The 19,716-nt window shown below is 30.0% G+C and carries 15 protein-coding genes; 3 read left to right on the plus strand and 12 right to left on the minus strand.

Features of this window, described 5'->3' with window-relative positions:
- Nucleotides 1-157 precede the first annotated feature (157 nt).
- The 12 genes from HNV10_RS17235 to HNV10_RS09035 form a co-directional block, all read right to left on the minus strand.
- The gene (locus HNV10_RS17235; protein WP_241695484.1) at nt 158-397 is read right to left on the minus strand and encodes a DUF6095 family protein; all 240 of its coding nucleotides are present in this window, start codon (nt 395-397) and stop codon (nt 158-160) included.
- On the minus strand, nt 384-1,196 hold the full coding sequence (gene murQ, locus HNV10_RS08985; protein ID WP_173301019.1) for an N-acetylmuramic acid 6-phosphate etherase: 813 nt from the start codon (nt 1,194-1,196) through the stop codon (nt 384-386). Before murQ ends, HNV10_RS17235 begins: the two co-directional genes overlap by 14 nt.
- A 79-nt stretch (nt 1,197-1,275) precedes the next feature.
- Nucleotides 1,276-2,088 carry a DUF4249 domain-containing protein gene (locus HNV10_RS08990; RefSeq protein WP_173301020.1) on the minus strand — a complete coding sequence of 271 codons (813 nt, stop codon included), beginning with the start codon at nt 2,086-2,088 and terminating at the stop codon, nt 1,276-1,278.
- Between the two features lie 2 nt (nt 2,089-2,090).
- Nucleotides 2,091-4,466 carry a TonB-dependent receptor gene (locus HNV10_RS08995; RefSeq protein WP_173301021.1) on the minus strand — a complete coding sequence of 792 codons (2,376 nt, stop codon included), beginning with the start codon at nt 4,464-4,466 and terminating at the stop codon, nt 2,091-2,093.
- 143 nt (nt 4,467-4,609) lie between these two features.
- Nucleotides 4,610-6,829 carry an NADP-dependent isocitrate dehydrogenase gene (locus HNV10_RS09000; RefSeq protein ID WP_173301022.1) on the minus strand — a complete coding sequence of 740 codons (2,220 nt, stop codon included), beginning with the start codon at nt 6,827-6,829 and terminating at the stop codon, nt 4,610-4,612.
- Between the two features lie 972 nt (nt 6,830-7,801).
- On the minus strand, nt 7,802-8,152 hold the full coding sequence (gene rplS, locus HNV10_RS09005) for a 50S ribosomal protein L19 (protein ID WP_173301023.1): 351 nt from the start codon (nt 8,150-8,152) through the stop codon (nt 7,802-7,804).
- Nucleotides 8,153-8,337: 185 nt separating this feature from the next.
- On the minus strand, nt 8,338-9,015 hold the full coding sequence (gene trmD, locus HNV10_RS09010; protein ID WP_173301024.1) for a tRNA (guanosine(37)-N1)-methyltransferase TrmD: 678 nt from the start codon (nt 9,013-9,015) through the stop codon (nt 8,338-8,340).
- Between the two features lie 61 nt (nt 9,016-9,076).
- On the minus strand, nt 9,077-11,101 hold the full coding sequence (locus HNV10_RS09015; RefSeq protein ID WP_173301025.1) for a DUF3857 domain-containing protein: 2,025 nt from the start codon (nt 11,099-11,101) through the stop codon (nt 9,077-9,079).
- On the minus strand, nt 11,067-12,896 hold the full coding sequence (locus HNV10_RS09020) for a transglutaminase-like domain-containing protein (protein ID WP_173301026.1): 1,830 nt from the start codon (nt 12,894-12,896) through the stop codon (nt 11,067-11,069). Before HNV10_RS09020 ends, HNV10_RS09015 begins: the two co-directional genes overlap by 35 nt.
- 406 nt (nt 12,897-13,302) lie before the next feature.
- The gene (locus HNV10_RS09025) at nt 13,303-13,911 is read right to left on the minus strand and encodes a tRNA (guanine-N1)-methyltransferase (RefSeq protein WP_173301027.1); all 609 of its coding nucleotides are present in this window, start codon (nt 13,909-13,911) and stop codon (nt 13,303-13,305) included.
- A 263-nt stretch (nt 13,912-14,174) separates the two neighbouring features.
- Nucleotides 14,175-15,623 (minus strand): glyceraldehyde-3-phosphate dehydrogenase, encoded by a 1,449-nt coding sequence (locus tag HNV10_RS09030; protein WP_173301028.1) that lies wholly within the window; start codon nt 15,621-15,623, stop codon nt 14,175-14,177.
- A 148-nt stretch (nt 15,624-15,771) separates the two neighbouring features.
- Nucleotides 15,772-17,181, minus strand: coding sequence for a trypsin-like peptidase domain-containing protein (locus tag HNV10_RS09035; protein ID WP_173301029.1), 1,410 nt, complete (start codon nt 17,179-17,181; stop codon nt 15,772-15,774).
- 161 nt (nt 17,182-17,342) lie between these two features.
- Here HNV10_RS09035 and dapF point away from each other — a divergent pair, with 161 nt between their 5' ends.
- The 3 genes from dapF to mltG are packed head-to-tail and all read left to right on the plus strand — an operon-like array spanning nt 17,343 to nt 19,686.
- On the plus strand, nt 17,343-18,122 hold the full coding sequence (dapF, locus tag HNV10_RS09040) for a diaminopimelate epimerase (protein WP_173301030.1): 780 nt from the start codon (nt 17,343-17,345) through the stop codon (nt 18,120-18,122).
- On the plus strand, nt 18,116-18,640 hold the full coding sequence (locus tag HNV10_RS09045; RefSeq protein ID WP_173301031.1) for a GNAT family N-acetyltransferase: 525 nt from the start codon (nt 18,116-18,118) through the stop codon (nt 18,638-18,640). The genes dapF and HNV10_RS09045 overlap by 7 nt, the downstream gene beginning before the upstream one ends.
- Before the next feature lie 2 nt (nt 18,641-18,642).
- A complete protein-coding gene (mltG, locus tag HNV10_RS09050) occupies nt 18,643-19,686 on the plus strand; it encodes an endolytic transglycosylase MltG (protein ID WP_173301032.1) in 1,044 nt (347 codons plus the stop codon).
- Nucleotides 19,687-19,716: the final 30 nt, after the last annotated feature.

Here is a 19,716-nt window from a genome sequence, read left to right on the forward strand (position 1 = left end):
GTTAAGCCCGTTTGCGCCGATGGTACTGCTTAACTGTGGAAGAGTAGGTCACCGCCTTTTTTTACCGAATTAATCGGTATTGTAAAACCCTTACTATATTATTTAGTAAGGGTTTTTGTGTTTTATAAAGTAATTTAGAAAAATAAAAAATATGGAATTACTTTTTATTATTAAACATACTATTCATTATTGTGTTAATACCAACTACTAATAAACCGATAGCCAAGATACATAGTAAAATCGCCAAAATTAGTAGTGCAATATAAAGTGGTTTGTTTTGATTGCTAAAGGCTAAGTGGAGTATTGCAGGTCCTAAAAACATAAAGATTAAACACAATAGTAACTGTTTCAACCCTTTGGTTAAAACCTCTTTGTTCGTTCTGTTATTTTCTTCCATGGATAATACTTTTTCTAACTGACTTAAATTTAGTTAATAATTTAGAGGCTTCTGATTCAGCAATGTTTAGTTCTTGCATTATCATTTGTATACCTCGCTTTACTAGTTTGTCATTGCTTAATTGCATATCGACCATTTTATTCCCTTTAACTTTACCCAACTGAATCATACTTGTAGTTGTAATCATATTAAGTACAAGTTTTTGTGCGGTACCTGCTTTCATCCTTGAACTTCCTGTTAAAAATTCAGGGCCAACGATGACTTCAATAGGATATTTTGCTGTTAAAGATAGTGGGCTATCTTTGTTACATGTAATGCAAGAGGTGATTATATTATGTTTATTACATATTTCTAAGGCATGAATCACATAAGGAGTAGTCCCAGAAGCTGCTATACCTATAACAATATCTTTTTCTGAAATATTCACGTTTAATAAATCTTTCCAGCCTTGAGTAGTTGAATCTTCTGCATTTTCGACAGCTTTTCTAATTGCTTTATCTCCACCTGCAATTATTCCAATTATTAAATTATTTTGAACTCCAAAAGTGGGAGGGCATTCAGATGCATCTAGAATTCCTAATCTCCCGCTTGTTCCTGCTCCAATATAAATTAATCTTCCTCCAGTTTTTAGTTTTGAAACAACTTGTATAATAACACTTTCTATTTGAGATATTGATTTTTCGACAGCTAATGGAACTGATTTATCTTCGTTATTAATAGAGCTCACAATCTCATTAATAGACATATCTTCGAGATTATTGTAATTTGATTCTTGTTCAGTTGTTTTTGTAAATTTCATGATTTAAAGATATGAAATTTATTATGTAGAATTTCGAATTTATAATTGTATTGAATTACTATTTTAATCAAATAAAATATTATTCTATGATATATATTTGTTCTTCAACTTCCGATAGTCGGAAGTACCCAAAAGGATAATTATCTTCATTAGTTGTATTGATACAGTTTCCTCTTACAGTTGCTGGTTGTGTTTCAAATGGACCTCCACCATCTTCACTACCTTGCTGTAATAGTATAAACATGAATTCATAGTATTGTTCTGAAACTCCATAATGTCTTATCGTTATCTCATTTCCTATTTCTAAATCTTCTTCTGCATAAAATCCGAAAATTTGATTACCATCTATAAATTTATCATCTAAAACATCTAATGATATATCTTCTAAGTCAGTGTAATACTCAAAGAAATAGTAATTATCTATATTTATTGGGTCTGTAAAATATACTTTAACCTCTATTTCATCACCTAAAAAACCACCATCATTATTTTGTTCTATATAATCTATTGGTACTACTGACATTAATATTTCTTTGGCGGTATAAATCTCATTGTTATAATTAATAGTTAAAGTGTATTCTTGATTAATGATAGGAATAAAATTATTATTTAAATAGATGCCTGTATTTGCATCTTCGATAAAATTAAAGATATTATTATTTGTGTCCGTAATCTGAACTATTGCTCCATTAGCAGGAGGAATTTCATCGTCAAAAAATGGAGATGAAAGAGATAGTTTAATACTCTGCTCGTTTCCCGCAGTATTTTTATACCAGTTTATTGAAGCTTCTATAACCAGTCTTGGTTCCGTTTCATTTAAATCTACATCTATTACATCCTCACAATTGTAAAATGAAATACAAATTATAAATAGGTATATTAACTTTTTCATAATTAAAATTTAAAATTATATGAAATTGATGGCACCATTCCGAAAATTGCTAATTTTATGGCTTCGTTTGTGCCAGTATCACTATTTTCTCTAAAAGAAATACTAGCGGCATTTTTGCGACCATATACATTATAAATTCCAAATACCCATTCTCCTTTAAAAGTCCTATTACTTTCTGGTTTTGGATTGTAATTGGCAGATAAATCTAAACGATGATAAGATGGTAGCCTACTAGAGTTTCTAGCTTCATAATTAGGAATTACAAGTCCATTATATTCATATTGACTATTAGGATAGGTGGTAGGTTGACCAGTTTGAAATATAAAATTAGAACTAAATGACCATTTTTTATTTAATTCATAACTCCCTGTTAGCGAAATGTCATGTGTTTTATCGTAGGCTGTGTTGTACCATTTTCCATTATTTATGCCTGTTTCTACATCAGTTCTTCCAGGTGTTCGTTGTTCAGATTTAGATAGTGTATATGCCAACCATCCTGTAAAGCGGCCTTCATTTTTTCTAAATAATACCTCTAATCCATATGCTTTTGCTTCTCCATTTAATATAACTTGTTCAATAGCATCATTAGCAATTAAATCTGCTCCATCGACATAATCTATGCGATTTTTAATGGTTTTGTAAAAACTTTCTACTTCTAATGAAAAAGTATTGTTCTTAAAAGTTTTAAAATACCCTAGTGCGATTTGATCTAATAATTGTGGCTTTACATATTTACCACTTGGTGTCCAGACATCTAAAGGGGTAGGAGAGGTGGTATTAGATAATAAATGCAAATATTGACTCATTCTATTATAACTAGCCTTTATGGATGATACCTTATTTAATTGATACGCAACAGCAAGTCTTGGTTCTAAATTGGCAAATGATTCAATAACATCGCTTTTATCAAATGTTTCGGTTGCAATAGGTTCTGCCTTTTCGTATATGCCAATTTCTTCATTAAATGTTAGAGGTAAGTTGTTCTCATAAATATTTAATTCATCTTGGCCGAGCCTATGGAACATACTTAACCTTGCACCATAACTTAAGGATAGTTTATTATTTATTTTATGTTCAGCATCTATATATATGGCATTCTCTAAAGCATATTTGTCAATTAATTTGTAGGGATTAATTCCTGATGTTTCTGTCGTAGGATTAATTTCTCCGGGATTAAAATTGTAATACATACTATTAAAACCGTATTCTAGTTTAAAATCATTATTAAGATAATGTTTAAAATCATATTTAAGGTTGAAGTTTAAAATACCAGAAACCCAATCAAATTCAACAAAACTCAATTCTAGTCCATAATAATAATCTGAATAGATTAAAGACAGATTAGAAAATAATTTATCAGAAAACAAATGATTCCACCTAAAGTTAAGAACTGTATTTCCAAACGTATTTTGAAAACTATCAGAGATTTCAAATACATCACGCCCAAAATAACCTGATAAATAAACATTATTATTGTTATTAATATTGTAGCTTAATTTAGTATTTAAATCATAAAAATAAGCTTTACTGTCTATGTCAAATAACGGTAAGAACAAATGTGCATAACTACTTCTTCCTCCAATTAAAAAAGAGCCTTTATCTTTTTTTATAGGACCTTCTGCTAGTAAACGGCTTGATATAAGGCCAATTCCTCCATTCATATGAAACGAATTACTATTGCCTTCTTTCTGATAAATATCTAAAACAGATGAAACTCGACCTCCATATTTAGCAGGAATTCCTCCTTTATACAATTTAAGATCTTTAATCGCATCTGGGTTAAAAACTGAAAAGAAACCAAAAAGATGTGAGGAATTAAAAATTGTAGCTTCATCTAATAGAATTAGATTTTGATCGGCTGCTCCACCTCTTACATTAAAACCTGAAGCACCTTCACCTGCATTTGTAACACCAGGTAAAAGCGTGATGGATTTTATAACATCTACTTCACCTAAAACTACAGGCATATTCTTTATCGTTTTTATAGATAAAGAGTTAACACTCATCTGTGGTTTTTTTAAATTTAATTTTTCAATTTTCTCTGTAATAACTACTTCATCTAAACTCTCAGTAGTTTCCTCTAATCGGTAGTTTTTAGTAAGGTTAGCGGTAAGTTCTAATGTTTCAGTTATAGTTGTAAAACCAATATAACTAATTTGAATCTCATAGTTGCCAGAAGGTAAAGTTATAGAGTAAAAACCATATTCATTAGTTATAGTTCCTGTTTGTAATTCAGGAATAATAATGTTAACACCTATAAGTGTTTCATTACTGCTACTATCTGTTATTGTTCCACTTAATGTTATCTTATCTTGAGCACTAAGATTGAACGAAATAAAAAATAAACACAGAAAAAAAACTCTTATTAGTGTTTTCATATATAATGATAATAGTTTTATTGATGAATTCTTATTTTTAAAACGAATACTTTCAAATCTTGTTACACTAAAAGTAAATTAAAAAGCATAAAAAAAGCTTCTCGGAAGAAGCTTTTTAACAAAATCTTAATTGTAATATATAGTTAATTTATAATACTATTAAATGCCTTACTTGGTCGCATTGCATTTGAAACTAAATCTTCATTTGGTAGATAGTATCCTTCAATATTTACAGGTTCACCTTGGCAATCTATTAATTCTTTAACTATAGTTTCTTCATTTTTAGATAATGCGCTAAATACTTTAGTAAATTCTGCTTTTAAATCAGCATCGTCATTTTGGTTAGCTAATGCTTCTGCCCAATAAAGTGCAAGGTAAAAGTGGCTACCTCTATTATCTAATTCATTTACTTTTCTAGATGGTCCTTTTCTGTTTTCTAGTAATTTATCTGAAGCATCATCTAAAGCAGCACCTAAAATACTTGCTTTTTTATTTTTGTTTACTTCAGAAAAATGTTCTAAAGAAACCGCTAACGCTAAAAACTCTCCTAAAGAATCCCAACGTAAATGGTCTTCTTCTAAAAATTGTTGAACGTGTTTTGGTGCAGATCCACCTGCTCCGGTTTCAAATAAACCTCCACCATTCATTAATGGTACAATAGATAACATTTTAGCACTTGTACCAACTTCTAAAATAGGGAAAAGATCTGTTAAATAATCTCTCAATACGTTTCCGGTTACAGAAATCGTGTCTTTTCCTTCTTTAATTCTTTTTAGAGTAAAATTAGTAGCTTCAACGAGGGATAAAATTCTAATATCCAAACCTTCAGTATCGTGGTCTTTTAGATATGTATTTACTTTTTTAATTAATTCTGCATCATGTGCTCTTTTCTTATCTAACCAAAAAACTGCAGGAGTCTGAGATGCTCTTGCTCTAGTTACGGCTAATTTTACCCAATCTTGAATAGGCGCATCTTTAGTCTGACACATTCTCCATATGTCTCCAGCTTCCACTTTATGCGTTAAAAGAACATTGCCATCTGCATCAATTACTTCTACTTTTCCTTTAGATTCAATTTCAAAAGTTTTGTCATGAGAACCATATTCTTCAGCCTTTTGAGCCATAAGTCCAACATTAGGTACTGTACCCATAGTTGTAGGATCAAATGCGCCATGTTTTTTACAAAAATCTATTGTAGCACTATATACTCCAGCATAACTACTATCTGGAATCACTGCTTTTGTATCTTGTTGTTTACCATCTGCGTTCCACATTTGTCCAGATGTTCTGATCATCGCAGGCATAGAAGCATCAATAATTACATCACTTGGTACATGCAAATTTGTAATTCCTCTGTCAGAATTTACCATGGCTAAATCAGCGCTATGGTCTAAGGCAAAACGAATATCATCTCTAATTTCGTCGCGTTTATCTTCTGGTAAATCATGTAATTTTTCTAGTAGATTACCAAAACCATTATTAACATCAACACCAATTTTATCGAAAGTTTTGCCATGTTTTTCAAATAAATCTTTAAAGAACACACGTACAGCATGACCAAATATAATTGGGTCAGAAACTTTCATCATTGTTGCTTTCATGTGTAAAGAAAATAATACACTTTTATCTAAGGCATCTTCAACTTGCTCCTCTAAAAATTCAAGCAAAGCTTTTTTGCTCATTACAGTAGCATCAATAATTTCACCTTTTAATAAAGATAATCCTTCTTTTAAATTTGTTGTCTGCCCTTTAGAATCTGAAAGTACAATTTTTATAGTTGTAGCATCAGCAAGCGTAACCGATTTTTCATTGTGAGCAAAATCACCTTTTGTCATTGTTGCTACATGGGTTTTAGAGTCTGGAGACCAAACACCCATGCTATGTGGATTTTTCTTAGCATAATTTTTAACGGCTTTTGGTGCTCGTCTATCAGAGTTTCCTTCTCTAAGTACAGGGTTTACGGCACTACCTTTTATCTTATCGTATCGCGATTTTATTTCTTTTTCCTCATCATTTTTTGGTTCTTCTGGATAATCAGGCAGTTTAAATCCTTTTCCTTGCAACTCTTCTATTGCAGCTGTAAGTTGAGGAACTGAAGCGCTAATATTTGGTAATTTAATAATATTGGCTTCAGGTTTTTTTGCTAGGTCGCCTAATTCAGCTAAAGCGTCGTTAACTTTTTGATCAGTGGTTAAAAAATCCGGAAATGCAGCTAAAATTCTAGCTGCTAATGATATATCTTTTGTTTCTATGGTAATGCCAGAAGACTTTGTAAATGCTTGAACAATAGGTAAAAATGAACGTGTTGCTAGAGCTGGTGCTTCATCCGTTTTTGTATAAACAATCTTTGCTGTTTTTGTCATAAGTCTTGAAAAAATTTTGAATGAGATTTTGCTTAAAATTAAGCTTGCCAAATATACGAAAACGTTTGATTTTTTTAGATAAAAGATTTACAGTAAACAGCTTCTAATTTTAGGAAATTGACAAAATAATTATATATAATATATTTTTAACTAATTATCTTAATGTTGAAGGCATTGCGTAAGCCAGAAATTGTTTCTTTTGTATACATTAAATGAAAATTCAATTAGTGAGATTTACGTAGTAATTGTTTATTTTAGTTTATTTGAATATCGATTTTTAAACTAATTCTATAGATAATAGAACTAAAAATTTAGACAAATAAAAAGCCATATCACTCAGATTAAATCTGTGTTGACATGGCTTTCTTAGAAACAGTACTACGTGACCTGTCTAGCTTACGCTAACTCTTAGGAGGATGACCGAAATCATTCCGTTTTTGGTTCAAGTGTTCCTGCTTCAAATTCGAAACAATTCATACCTTTCAAAATGTATTGACCTGATATTACTATGTCTCTTAGGTCTGTTTTTCTTGATGTTTTTCCTTTCAAACTTCGTATAAACGAACAAATAGGTTTAAACATTGCTCTTTCTTTTTGTGTTCACTTTCGATTCCACTACTTTTTCTGAGCTTTCCACTTTATTAATATCACCTACAACGCATGTCATATTACTAAAGCTTCATGATTGTTTTACAAACACTTGCTAATGCAAATTGCTACACAATCTCAAAAAACGACCTCAATACATAAAGAACGAATCTTTAGTAACAATTTAACATAAATCTAAATTTTACTTTAAAACCAAACTAAGTTTGTTGTTAATTGTTTGACTAAATTATAATTTTTTTTAATAAATCACAACCTTTTAACACTTTAGATATCAACAGCTTATAAACTGTAGTTATTAACAATTGTTTATAACCAAAAAAGCCTTCTAAAAAGAAGGCTTTAATTGTAATATATAAGTTGGAATTATCTTCTAACTTCTTTGATTCTTGCTTTTTTACCAGTAAGACCTCTAAAGTAGTAAATTCTTGCTCTACGTACTTTACCACGCTTGTTAACTTCTATCTTTTGTAAAGCTGGTAAATTTACTGGGAAGATACGTTCTACACCAATAGTTCCTGACATTTTACGGATAGTAAAGGTTTCAGAAGATCCACTTCCTTTACGTTGCAATACAACTCCTCTAAAAAACTGAGTACGTACTTTTTCACCTTCTCTAATTTCGTAGTAAACAGTGATTGTATCACCAGCACTAAATTCTGGAAAGTCTTTACGGGTTACAAATTCGTCTTGTACAAATTTTACTAAAGAATTCATTTTCTTTTATTTATTATAGTTGATTTAAAGCAACATTCACGATTTTCGCCAGAGGTTGGTCTAAAATGGTGTGCAAAAGTAATGATATTTTAAATATACACAATGGTTTAAAGGGAAAAATTTTATTTAAAGATTACTAGTTGTTTGACCTTAGCCTTTAGGTATTTGACTATAGCTAACAGAACTTAGTCATCTAAAAGGTCTGGTCGTCTTTCTTGAGTTCTTTTATAAGCTTGTTCTTCTCGCCATTTTTCAATTTTAGCAAAGTTGCCACTAAATAAAACTTCAGGAACTTTCATACCATCATATTCTCTTGGTTTAGTATAAATAGGTGGTGCTAATAGATTGTCTTGAAATGAATCGGTTAGGGCAGAGGTTTCATTTCCTAATACGCCAGGAATTAATCTAATTACGGCATCACACAAAACGGCAGCTCCCAATTCGCCACCAGAAAGCACATAATCTCCAATTGATATTTCACGTGTAATAAATCTATCTCTCACACGTTGATCGACACCTTTATAATGGCCACAAAGAATAATAATATTCTCTTTTAAAGATGTTTGGTTGGCAATACTTTGATTTAATTGTTCACCATCTGGTGTCATATAAATAATTTCGTCGTAATGACGTTCAGATTGTAATTTAGAAATACATTTATCAATAGGAGCAATAGACATTACCATACCTGCGCCTCCTCCAAATTGTGTGTCATCCACGGATTTGTAGTTTCCGGTGGCATAATCTCTTAAATTATGAAAGTGTACTTCTACTAGACCAGCTTCTATAGCTCTCTTTAATATGGAAGCTTCAAACGGGCTTTTTAAAAGTTCTGGTAAAACGGTAATTATATCTATGCGCATGGGTAATATATATAGTTTGCAAAGATAGGATTAATAAAAGAAAATTTAATATTTGTAATTATTACTGTTTTAATTTTATTATTAGACGCATGTTTTTTACGATCTTAATTTTTTCATTAAGACGTTTTAGTTCTTCATAATTTTCTTTAGGTATTAAGTTTTGAATTATTCTATATTTTGAATTAAATCTCAATTGGTTATTATTACTCGTCATGATTTTAAAAAAATATTCTCCATATTCATTTTTAAAATCAACATTTTTGTTATCAAGTCCTACAACTTCTATATCGCACGGAAAATTTAAATCGAAAAATAAATTGTCGGAATAGCTATAATCAAGATAATAATCTAATTCTGACGTATCAGTAATTGTTTCTATTTCATTATGTTGTATTAATTTGTTTACTGATACACTTACTAAGCTATCATTTATAAACGATACTACATTATTTAAAGTCCCATTGCCATTCATAGTATAAGAAAACGGTTTATTTCTATTAAATATTACATCTGTTATAGTATCAATTTCTAAAGTGTTATCATTGCCTTCAAAATCAGATAAGGCCTCATAAAAATTACTTGCATCTTCATTTTCATTTAGCATTTCAAAAAAAGTTCTTACATCTGTTGATAACCCTCCAGAGATTTTAAATTTGTATCTAAAAGATGTGGTTTTTTTATCTATATTTATATTACTCGATATTGATTGTATTATATAATTATGGTTGGCGTCCATTTCAGGTAAATTAATTTTAGCAACGGATACCGAATCTACTTCTGCAAGTTCTAAATCTCTATTTATAAATTTGTCTTTTCTTTTCTTGTTAGCTTCAAAATAAGGCTTAACTATAATGGCTTCTGTACCATAAATAGATGTTGGTATTTCATCAATTTGGTACATATAAAAGTCTTCATGTGGATATAGAAATTTAAGAAATCCTTTTTCGTTTTCATATGCGAAAAAAATATGATCAAATTCACCTTTTCTAATATAATGTGCATCTATTTTACCAGCTCGTTTGGTTCTGCTAAAAACTGCCCAATATTTTATGTCTAAATCCTCTAATATTTGTCTATAAAAACGTCTTATACTGATAGCATCAAATCGTTGTTCTTTTAAAAAATATCCTGTGGACTTTATAAATTCACTATCATTTATGGGCTCAACTTTAAAGTTGTCTAATACTGCGGAATGTAATAGTTTAAATTTATGATATTTACTACTATCTTTTGCAGTACCAATTACTCTTCGTTTCCACCTTTTGTAATATGAGGAATTGTCATAGTCTAGTGCCATAGGTTGTGTTAGAAAATTAAATTCTTGGTTGTAAACATCTTTCCATGTTCTTAATTCGCTATCTTTTTCTTCTAAAGAGTAATATATATATGGTTTTTCACATGGTAAACAATTGTGGTCGTTTACCAATTGTCCTTTTAATTTATCCATAGAAAATTGTACATAAACCATGGTGTCGTTTGCAACAATTGCTGGCTTAGGGAAGTTGTTGTAAGACTTATATCTTACTGATAACTCAGGGCCAGTTCTTACAGTAAACTGACTATTTATACTGGGAATGTCTCTATACAAATTAACAAAATTCATTAATTCGTGCTGTCGTAGGTTTTTATAATATACGTAGTTGGTTTCAATGGTGTCACCAGGTTCTACAGCAGGTATAGGGTAATTTATAGCGCTAAATTTTTTGCCTTTTGAGTTTTTAAAAAATACTTTACTTGAATCTAATTCTACTATAGAACCATCTGCTTTTAAGGTTTTTATTTTAATGCTTTTTAAGTGGTTGCTTTCGTATTCGTCTAAATTTAAGAAAGCATAATTTTCCACACCTTTTATAGAGTTAACAACTAATTTATTACTGACCGAAATATAAGTTTTATAACGTGCCCAGCTTTTTGCATAGGAAATATCTGTATATGAGTACAAATAATACGCATCTGCATTTTTACATAACTCAGTGAAAGGGTCGTCGCTATTATTTTTAAAGTTAGGTTTAAAGCTGAAAAATAATGCAAATGAGCATATGATGATAATGCTATATTTTTTGTTTTTTAAGAACAATTGGTTCATTTATTATTTTTTTAAATGATTGTAGTATTTCATTGGTTTTACTAATGTTTTCTTTGTCTATAAAAATATAGTTGGAGATAAAATCATAGTTGCACTCTAAGACTAAATTAGATGTAGCTTTTATTTCCATTTTAAGCGAAATTCCATTTTCCATATATTCATAGTTGATGGAATTAAATATTTCTATTGGCTCATCTAATAGAATTGTTACTTGTACTTGTTTATAAAAAGAGTTTCTTAAGTAAGTACCTTCCATTAAAGTTTCTCTATTTTCAGTTTCTATTAGTCTTGGTAAAAAATCAATAAAAAGATATTTATTTTGGTTATCATTAAAAGTTTTTCCATTTATAGATATATGACCATTAAAGTGAAATTTTTGTACCTCGTTGGTGAAATTTAAGTTGCTAACTGATTGGTTACCAAAAATTTCTTGGTACAATTGTTTGCTATAATTATTAAATTCTATTTTAGTTTCATAATTAAGATTTCTACGTAAATAATTGCCAGAAGCTCCAAAATAATCAATATTAAAATCACCTTCTATAAGTGTTTTTTTAGAATCTAATTTTAAATTTATTTTATAATTAATTTTGTTTTGTTGAGGCGTTAATGCTTCCACTTTATAGAATAAACCTCCATTAGAGTTAACAATTAATATGGTGCGTCCTTGCAAACTTTGAACTGGTGTTCCTTCTATATGGATTGGGTCAGTTGGGTCTAATAGTAGTGTTTTATTGTTAATGAATGCCGTTGCTATAACATGATTAGCTGAGCTTAAAGAAGGAAAATCACAATCACTAATATGGTCAAAAGTTGCAGCCAAAGCAATGTTACTAGTAATCCCTTTATATCTTAAAGCTTCAGATAAAAAATTAGATAAATCTTTACAGTCTCCTTGTTTATTTAAATATACTTCGTTTGGATGAGAAGGAATAAACGCTCCCATACCAATTTCTATAGCGACATATTTGAAGCTATTTTTTACATAATTATATATAATATTAACAATTTCAAGAGGGTCATTAGTGTGTGATGTTAAATCATCTATTTTTTCTTTAACTGTTACATTTAATCCCTTTTTTTCTGCTACATTTTTATTATACCAATCATTAATATAACTGATAGGTTTATTATTATATGAATTAGGGTATACTATGGTCCTCATAAAGGGAATCTTCATATTTTTATAGATTCCAAAAAACTGTAGAGGATCAGGTTTAATTTTTTTTGGACATGCGACAATAAGCCATTCAGATCCTGTATTGGTTTTTGTTGAATCTATCTTAAAAAAAGGTAATGAGTCTGTATAAATTGTTTTGTGTGCTAATTGAAATTGCTTAGGAATATTGATTTGATACTTTAAGGTATCTATAACGTTATATGAAGAGAAGTGCAAACTAGCGAAATACATTAATTGGTTGCATGATATTTGATAGCTTAATATTATATCCATATCAGCTGGTATCACTACAGATTTATTTTTTTGACTAGTTATGTAATCTAATTTAACGTCTTGCTCATATATTTTTTTGATAGCTATTTGTTTTTGGCGTTTTCCTTTTTTAACATAGAGTCTAATATTTGAAATTTCTTCTAGTTCCGAATCATAAAATATGGGATAGATCCTGACTTCATCACTTTTTTTAAATGTAACTATTATTTCATTTGTAAAAGTGGAGTCTTCTTTTATTTTAATTTTTTCAAACTTAGATTTTAAATGTAGATTTTGAGAGACTCCATTTAAATTGTAAAAGGTTAAAAGCAAAGTAATTATTGGGACAAAATAACTTTTCATATTTAAATTTAATCAATTTTATATAATTTTAAAAATTTGAAATGATTAAATTTTTTGTAAGTTATTTATTACTATATTTTTTAATCTATAATATTAGAGATTTTGGATATGTTTTATTTAAGACTCTATTTCTCTTTCAATTATAGGGGCAATAGCTTCTCTGTATTTATTGTAAGCTCATGCAGTCAGATGAATGCTATCAAAAGAGAATACGTCTTTTAATATTTGCTTATAAGGGAATAGTATATTAAAATCAATATATTACCATTCTTCTCTCACATAGTTTTTTACTTATAAAATGTTTTTGTTAAAGCATTTTAGGTTATATAAGATTGGGAATCTTCTGAATTATAAATAAAAAAATCCGTAATTAAATTACGGATTAAACTTATATTTAATTTTGTTATTAAGACTTTTGCTTATTTAGCTCGTCTTGTAACTGGCGTCTTACTTTTTGTTCGCGTTCTAAAGCGGTACGTCTGTGATCTTCAAACTCAATTTCTACTTCTTCTAATTTACGCTTAGCTTCTCTTGTAGATGAATTGCTTCCTTTAAATTTGTAAATAAACAAAAGTAATAAGGCAAATAAAGCACCAATAATACTCCACATTAAAACCTTATAACTTGCTTTACTAGTTTGTATGCCAAATAACGAAATGTTATCTTTTTCCTCATTTGTGGCATTTAGCGTAGTTTCAGTATTTGCTAAATTAGATTTTAAACTTTCAATTTCATCTGCTTGTTTCTTTACTACTGCCTGTGTGTCTGATAAATCTTTGTGTACTGCCTTTAGTGTATCTGCTACATGAGATTTTAAGGTATACAACCAAGTTCTTTTAACTACTTTGTATTCTTGATACTTACCAGATTTTCTAATTAAATATTCAAACTGATTATCTATTGTACCACTGTTAAGAGATAATTTCTCTTCTGTTTCCGTTTCAGTTTGTGCTTTTATAGTTTGTAAACTAAATGTAACTAAAAGAATAACAGAGACTTTGGTTAGGAATTTCATCTAAGGTGTAATTTTGATTTTGTTAGATTAATTGATTGCCAAGATAATAATTTTATGAAGATTTCCATACATATTTACTAAACAAATAGCCTCACAATAATGTGAGGCTACTTATATACGACTTAAAAATTATTTTAGATGTTCAACAATCTTAAAAGTAAAAAATTTCTAATTATTGCACTTTAAAGTATTGGTTATTGGATACCAAAATGAAAAAAATCTCACCAATGGGTAAGATTTTTTCTTTTCCTTTTTCAATAATTCTAATAGTAAGTATAGCGTCTTACTTTAGAAATATACTTTGCCAAACGAACTACTTGATGACTATAACCATATTCATTATCATACCATATATAGAGTATAGCATTTTTACCATCTTTTCTCACAATAGTTGCTTTACTGTCATAAATAGAAGGTGCAGAGCTACCAACAATATCGCTAGATACAAGCTCGTCGCTCATTTCGTATTTAATTTGTTCTACCAAATCACCTTCAAGCGCATATTTTTTCATAATAGTATTAATGCTATCAACTGAAGTTTCATTTTTTAATTCTAAATTTAAAATTGCTAGAGATCCATTTGGTACAGGAACTCTAATAGCATTTGAGGTTAGCTTGCCTTCTAAAGATGGTAAAGCTTTGCTTACAGCTTGGCCTGCACCAGTTTCTGTAATTACCATATTTAATGCTGCAGCACGTCCTCGTCTATATTTTTTATGAAAATTATCTACTAAATTCTGGTCATTGGTATAAGCGTGTATTGTTTCTAAATGACCTGTAATAATACCAAAAGAATCTTCAACGGCTTTTAATATAGGAGTGATAGCATTGGTTGTACAAGATGCAGCTGAAAATATTTTAACCTTATCTGGATTATGTTCTGTATGATTAACACCATGTACAATATTAGGAATTCCTTTACCTGGTGCAGTAAGTAATACTTTGTCAACACCTTTTGCTTTAAGATGTCTACTTAGAGCTTCCTTATCTCTAAATGCACCAGTATTATCAATAATTAAGGCATTTGAGATTCCATATTTAGTATAGTCTATATCTTCTGGCTTATTTGCCGAAATGATTTTTACAGTAGTACCATTAATAATTATTGCTGAGTTTTTTGGGTCTGTACTTACCATTCCGGAGAAATCACCATGTACAGAATCGTTTCTTAGTAAAGAAGCTCGTTTTTCTAACACCGTTTCATCAATGTCGCCTCTGGTAACAATAGCTCTTAATCTTAATTGGTTCCCTTTACCAGTACGTGTCATTAATTCACGTGCTACTAAACGTCCAATTCTACCAAATCCATAAAGTACAACATCTTTAGGTTCAATAGCTTTATTGTTTTTAGCCTTACCTAATTTTGAAGCTACAAATGCTGTAGCATTACTATATTTTTGGTCCTCTAAATGAAACTCGTAAGTTAACTTCCCTATGTCTAGCTTAGCAGGAGGGAAGTTTAAAGCACTAATTGCTTGTGCAATTTCAACAGAATCAAAAATTGAAATTGGTTTTTGAACAAATTCACCTGCATATTCATGTAAATTTAAAATTTCGCTTACATTTCTGTCTATTAATTGATTTCTAAACAAAACGAGCTCAATAGACTTATCATACCATAAGTCACTTATTATTTTAATAAATTCTACTGTTGCTCTGCGACGGTCAGCTTGAAACGCTAACTCTTTCTCGTAAGTGGCATTAAAACCCATATTAATTGGTTTAGAGATTAAATATTGATTAGTTTATTTTTGCGAAAATACTATATTTCAAACGTTTTCGTAGCACTTTTTAACGAAAATAAAAACCCTTCAAAGAATATTACTTTGAAGGGTTCTCTTAACCTAATTATTAAAGAATTTATCTAAAATTATAGACTACTTTTTCACCATCATTATTAATAACCTCTATTTGTAAAGGTTCATTTATTGCTCTTGTTTTTATAGCATTTTGTGCATCGTCAATGGTATAAAGTTTATTACCATTAATTTTTGTGATAATAGAACCTTCTTCAATACCATTTTTATTCCAATATGGTTTATAATTTTCGTCGAAGGTTGAAATCTTAACCCCAAATTCAGTTTTATATTTTTTAAGTTCTGCTTTTGTAGCATTTTTTATAAAACCAATTGTTGGTAGTTTAATAGTTGAAGGCTTAAGTAAAGTTACTGGTACTGTTTCTTCTTCTCCATCTCTAAGTAATGTAACGTTTACGACATCATTAGGGCTTTTAGTTTTTAAATAGCCAGATAAGTCTGAAAATTTTTGAATTTTAACATTATCAATTTTATAAATGATATCACCAGATTGTATACCAGCTTTTTCAGCACCTGTGTCTTCTTGCACATCACTTACATAAAAGCCTTCTGTAGTGTCTGTCCCTAATTCTTTTGCAGCATCATTATTTAAAGCACCACCAACAACACCAAGAATTCCGTTTTGAACATTACCATATTCCATTATATCATTCACAATTTTACGCGCAATATTACTTGGCACGGCAAAAGAATAACCAATATAAGAACCAGTTTGCGATGATATAGCCGTATTTATACCTATTAAATCACCACTGGTATTTACCAATGCACCTCCTGAGTTTCCAGGATTTACAGCAGCATCAGTTTGTATAAAGGACTGTGAGTGGTTGCCAGATAAATCTCTAGATTTTGCACTTATAATACCAGCAGTTACTGTTGAGTTAAGGTTAAAAGGATTACCTACTGCTAAAACCCATTCGCCAACTTTAGCATTATCAGAATCTCCAAAGGCCATAAATGGTAGGTCTTCATCGGTTTCAATTTTTAACAATGCTATATCTGTGGTTTCGTCCGTACCTATTAATTCTGCCATATATGCTTTATTGTTATTTAGCGTAATGCTTATTTCGTTTGCATTCTTAATAACATGGTTGTTTGTTACAATATAACCCGTTGGAGAAATAATAACACCACTTCCTGTACCAACGTGTGCACGCTGAGAGCTACGACCATAAAATAAGTCTCTCATTGATGTTGGCGCATTTACAATAGCTGTGTTTTTTACATGGACTACAGCATCTAAAGATTTATCAGCTGCTTCAACAAAATTTGCTGCAATTAGATTGTTATTATTTACTGTATTGTGAGTAGATGTTGGCACAAATACAGGAAGGTCAGTAGACGCTTCAACAGTTAAAGGTTGCGATTCATTTTCAACAAAAAGCTTATAACCACTTAAGGTTAAAAATCCACCTAATGCCGAAACAAACACTAATAATAATACCTTCTTCATAATTTTCAGTTTTAAGTTTAATTTTATTTTTCTTTTATCTAACGATTAAAATTAGAAATTTATTGATTTCAATTTTCAATTTAACGTCTTTTTAACTTCAATTTTAACGCGTGTTTAACAACTGTTTATAACATGTATTATTCTTATATTTGCCTCTAATTATGATTATGACATTTTACAAATATCAAGGTACAGGCAATGATTTTATTATTGTAGATAACCGACTGCAAACTATAGATAAGAAGAATACTAAAGGTATTAAGGAATTATGCGACCGTCGTTTTGGCATTGGCGCAGATGGATTTATACTTTTAGAAAATGATGAGGATTCAGATTTTAGAATGGTGTATTACAATGCAGATGGTAATGAAAGTAGTATGTGCGGAAATGGAGGTCGTTGCATTGTTGCTTTTGCAAAATTTTTAGGCATTATAGAAAATGAAACTCAGTTTAATGCTATTGATGGACTGCATAATGCAAAAGTTGAAGCTGATATAGTACATTTACAAATGCAAGATGTTTTAAATATTGAAACTCACAACAATCATCAATTTTTAAATACAGGATCGCCTCATCATGTAGAAATGGTTTCAGGCATTTCTAATTTTGAAGTTAATTTTTATGGTTCTAAAATTAGATATGGAGAGCCTTATAATGAAGCTGGTAGTAATGTGAATTTTGTTGAACAAATAGACACAAATCATTTTGCAGTTAGAACCTATGAAAGAGGTGTAGAGGATGAAACTTTGTCTTGCGGAACAGGTGTTACTGCAGTTGCAATTGCAATGCATAAAATAGGAAAAACAGAAAGCAAAAATATTAACTTAAAAACACAAGGTGGTGAGCTAAAGGTTACATTTAATTATGATGCTAACGGTTACCATAATATTTGGTTAGTTGGACCAGCAGAGCAAGTTTTTAAAGGCAATATTGAATGGTAAGTCTAAAAGGGAAACATATCTATTTACGAGCTTTAGAACCAGAAGATTTAGAGTTTGTCTACACAATTGAAAATGATACAAACCTTTGGCATTTAAGTGATACGCAAACACCATATTCTAGGTTTTTAATAAAACAATATCTCGAAAATGCTCAGCAAGATATTTTTGAAGCCAAACAGTTAAGACTAGCCATTTGTAATAAAGATGACGATACTGTTGGTTTAATTGATGTTTTTGATTTTGATATAAAAAATAAACGTGCAGGTATTGGTATTCTTATAAAGGATAAAGAGAATAGAAATCTGGGTTTTGGTAAAGAAGCGTTGGAATTATTGGTAGATTATTGTTTTGAAACTTTGCATTTGCATCAAGTATATGCTAATATATCAGTAAACAACTTAGCAAGTTTAAAACTGTTTCAGAAAAATGGATTTAAGAAAATAGGACTAAAAAAAGATTGGAGTTTTGATGGTAAAATCTATACCGATGAATTCCTTTTACAACGAATCAACAATTAACTATGTATATTAAAAAAATTCTTTGGGCAATTGCTCTTATTGGTTTGGTAATTTGTGGCGCCTTTGCTTACTATATATATGGAGCAATGTTTAAGCCCAATACAAAATTTAATAATGAAACGGCTTATATTTTTGTGCCAACGGATGCAACTTACCCACAAGTGCTTGCGCAATTAAAACCACTTTTAAAAGATATAGATAAGTTTGATGCTTTAGCAAGTCAGAAAAAATATAATACTAACATTAAAGCTGGTCGTTTTGCAATTTCTAAGGGAATGAATAATAATGACATTATTAATTCTATAAGAAGTAAAAATCTTCCAATTAAAATTGCTTTTAATAATCAGAATAGTATTGAGGATTTAGCAGGAAGAATAAGTAACCAAATTGAAGCCGATAGTTTATCGCTTTTAAAGGCAATGACAGATTCTGAATTTTTATCAAAAAATGATTTTAACCAAGCAACTGCTTTAGGCATGTATTTGCCAAATAGTTATGAATTCTTCTGGAATACTTCTGCTGAAACCTTTAGAGATAGAATGTTAACTGAGTATAATCGCTTTTGGACAGACAAAAGAAAAGCACAAGCTAAGAAACTGAATTTAACACCAAATGAGGTGATAACTTTGGCTTCTATTGTACATGAAGAATCTAAGCAAGCAGATGAGCAACCTAGAGTAGCTGGAGTCTACCTTAACCGATTAAGAATTAAAATGCCATTACAAGCCGATCCTACATTAAAATTTGCAGCTTATAAATTGCCAGAATATAAGAATACTGTTATAAGACGTGTTCTAAATGTTCATAAAGAAATAGAATCACCATATAATACCTATAAATATTCTGGTTTACCACCAGGACTTATTGCTATGCCAGACTTATCAGCAATAAAAGCCGTTTTAAATCCGGAAAAGCATAATTACTTATATTTTGCAGCAGACGCCAAGCGTATTGGCTATCATAAGTTTGCTAAAACGTTGGGTCAGCACAATAATAATGCAAGACAATATCATAACTATTTGTCTTCTCAAGGTATTAATAAGTAAGATTTGAATTATTCAATTTGCCATATTATA

Origin of the sequence: Winogradskyella litoriviva, from assembly GCF_013249065.1 — a bacterium.
Lineage (GTDB): Bacteria > Bacteroidota > Bacteroidia > Flavobacteriales > Flavobacteriaceae > Winogradskyella > Winogradskyella litoriviva.

Coding starts and splice junctions, on each gene's coding strand:
- HNV10_RS17235 (WP_241695484.1), bottom strand. CDS start 397: ATGGAAGAAAATAACAGAACGAACAAAGAGGTTTTAACCAAAGGGTTG.
- murQ (WP_173301019.1), bottom strand. CDS start 1,196: ATGAAATTTACAAAAACAACTGAACAAGAATCAAATTACAATAATCTC.
- HNV10_RS08990 (WP_173301020.1), bottom strand. CDS start 2,088: ATGAAAAAGTTAATATACCTATTTATAATTTGTATTTCATTTTACAAT.
- HNV10_RS08995 (WP_173301021.1), bottom strand. CDS start 4,466: ATGAAAACACTAATAAGAGTTTTTTTTCTGTGTTTATTTTTTATTTCG.
- HNV10_RS09000 (WP_173301022.1), bottom strand. CDS start 6,829: ATGACAAAAACAGCAAAGATTGTTTATACAAAAACGGATGAAGCACCA.
- rplS (WP_173301023.1), bottom strand. CDS start 8,152: ATGAATTCTTTAGTAAAATTTGTACAAGACGAATTTGTAACCCGTAAA.
- trmD (WP_173301024.1), bottom strand. CDS start 9,015: ATGCGCATAGATATAATTACCGTTTTACCAGAACTTTTAAAAAGCCCG.
- HNV10_RS09015 (WP_173301025.1), bottom strand. CDS start 11,101: ATGAACCAATTGTTCTTAAAAAACAAAAAATATAGCATTATCATCATA.
- HNV10_RS09020 (WP_173301026.1), bottom strand. CDS start 12,896: ATGAAAAGTTATTTTGTCCCAATAATTACTTTGCTTTTAACCTTTTAC.
- HNV10_RS09025 (WP_173301027.1), bottom strand. CDS start 13,911: ATGAAATTCCTAACCAAAGTCTCTGTTATTCTTTTAGTTACATTTAGT.
- HNV10_RS09030 (WP_173301028.1), bottom strand. CDS start 15,623: ATGGGTTTTAATGCCACTTACGAGAAAGAGTTAGCGTTTCAAGCTGAC.
- HNV10_RS09035 (WP_173301029.1), bottom strand. CDS start 17,181: ATGAAGAAGGTATTATTATTAGTGTTTGTTTCGGCATTAGGTGGATTT.
- dapF (WP_173301030.1), top strand. CDS start 17,343: ATGATTATGACATTTTACAAATATCAAGGTACAGGCAATGATTTTATT.
- HNV10_RS09045 (WP_173301031.1), top strand. CDS start 18,116: ATGGTAAGTCTAAAAGGGAAACATATCTATTTACGAGCTTTAGAACCA.
- mltG (WP_173301032.1), top strand. CDS start 18,643: ATGTATATTAAAAAAATTCTTTGGGCAATTGCTCTTATTGGTTTGGTA.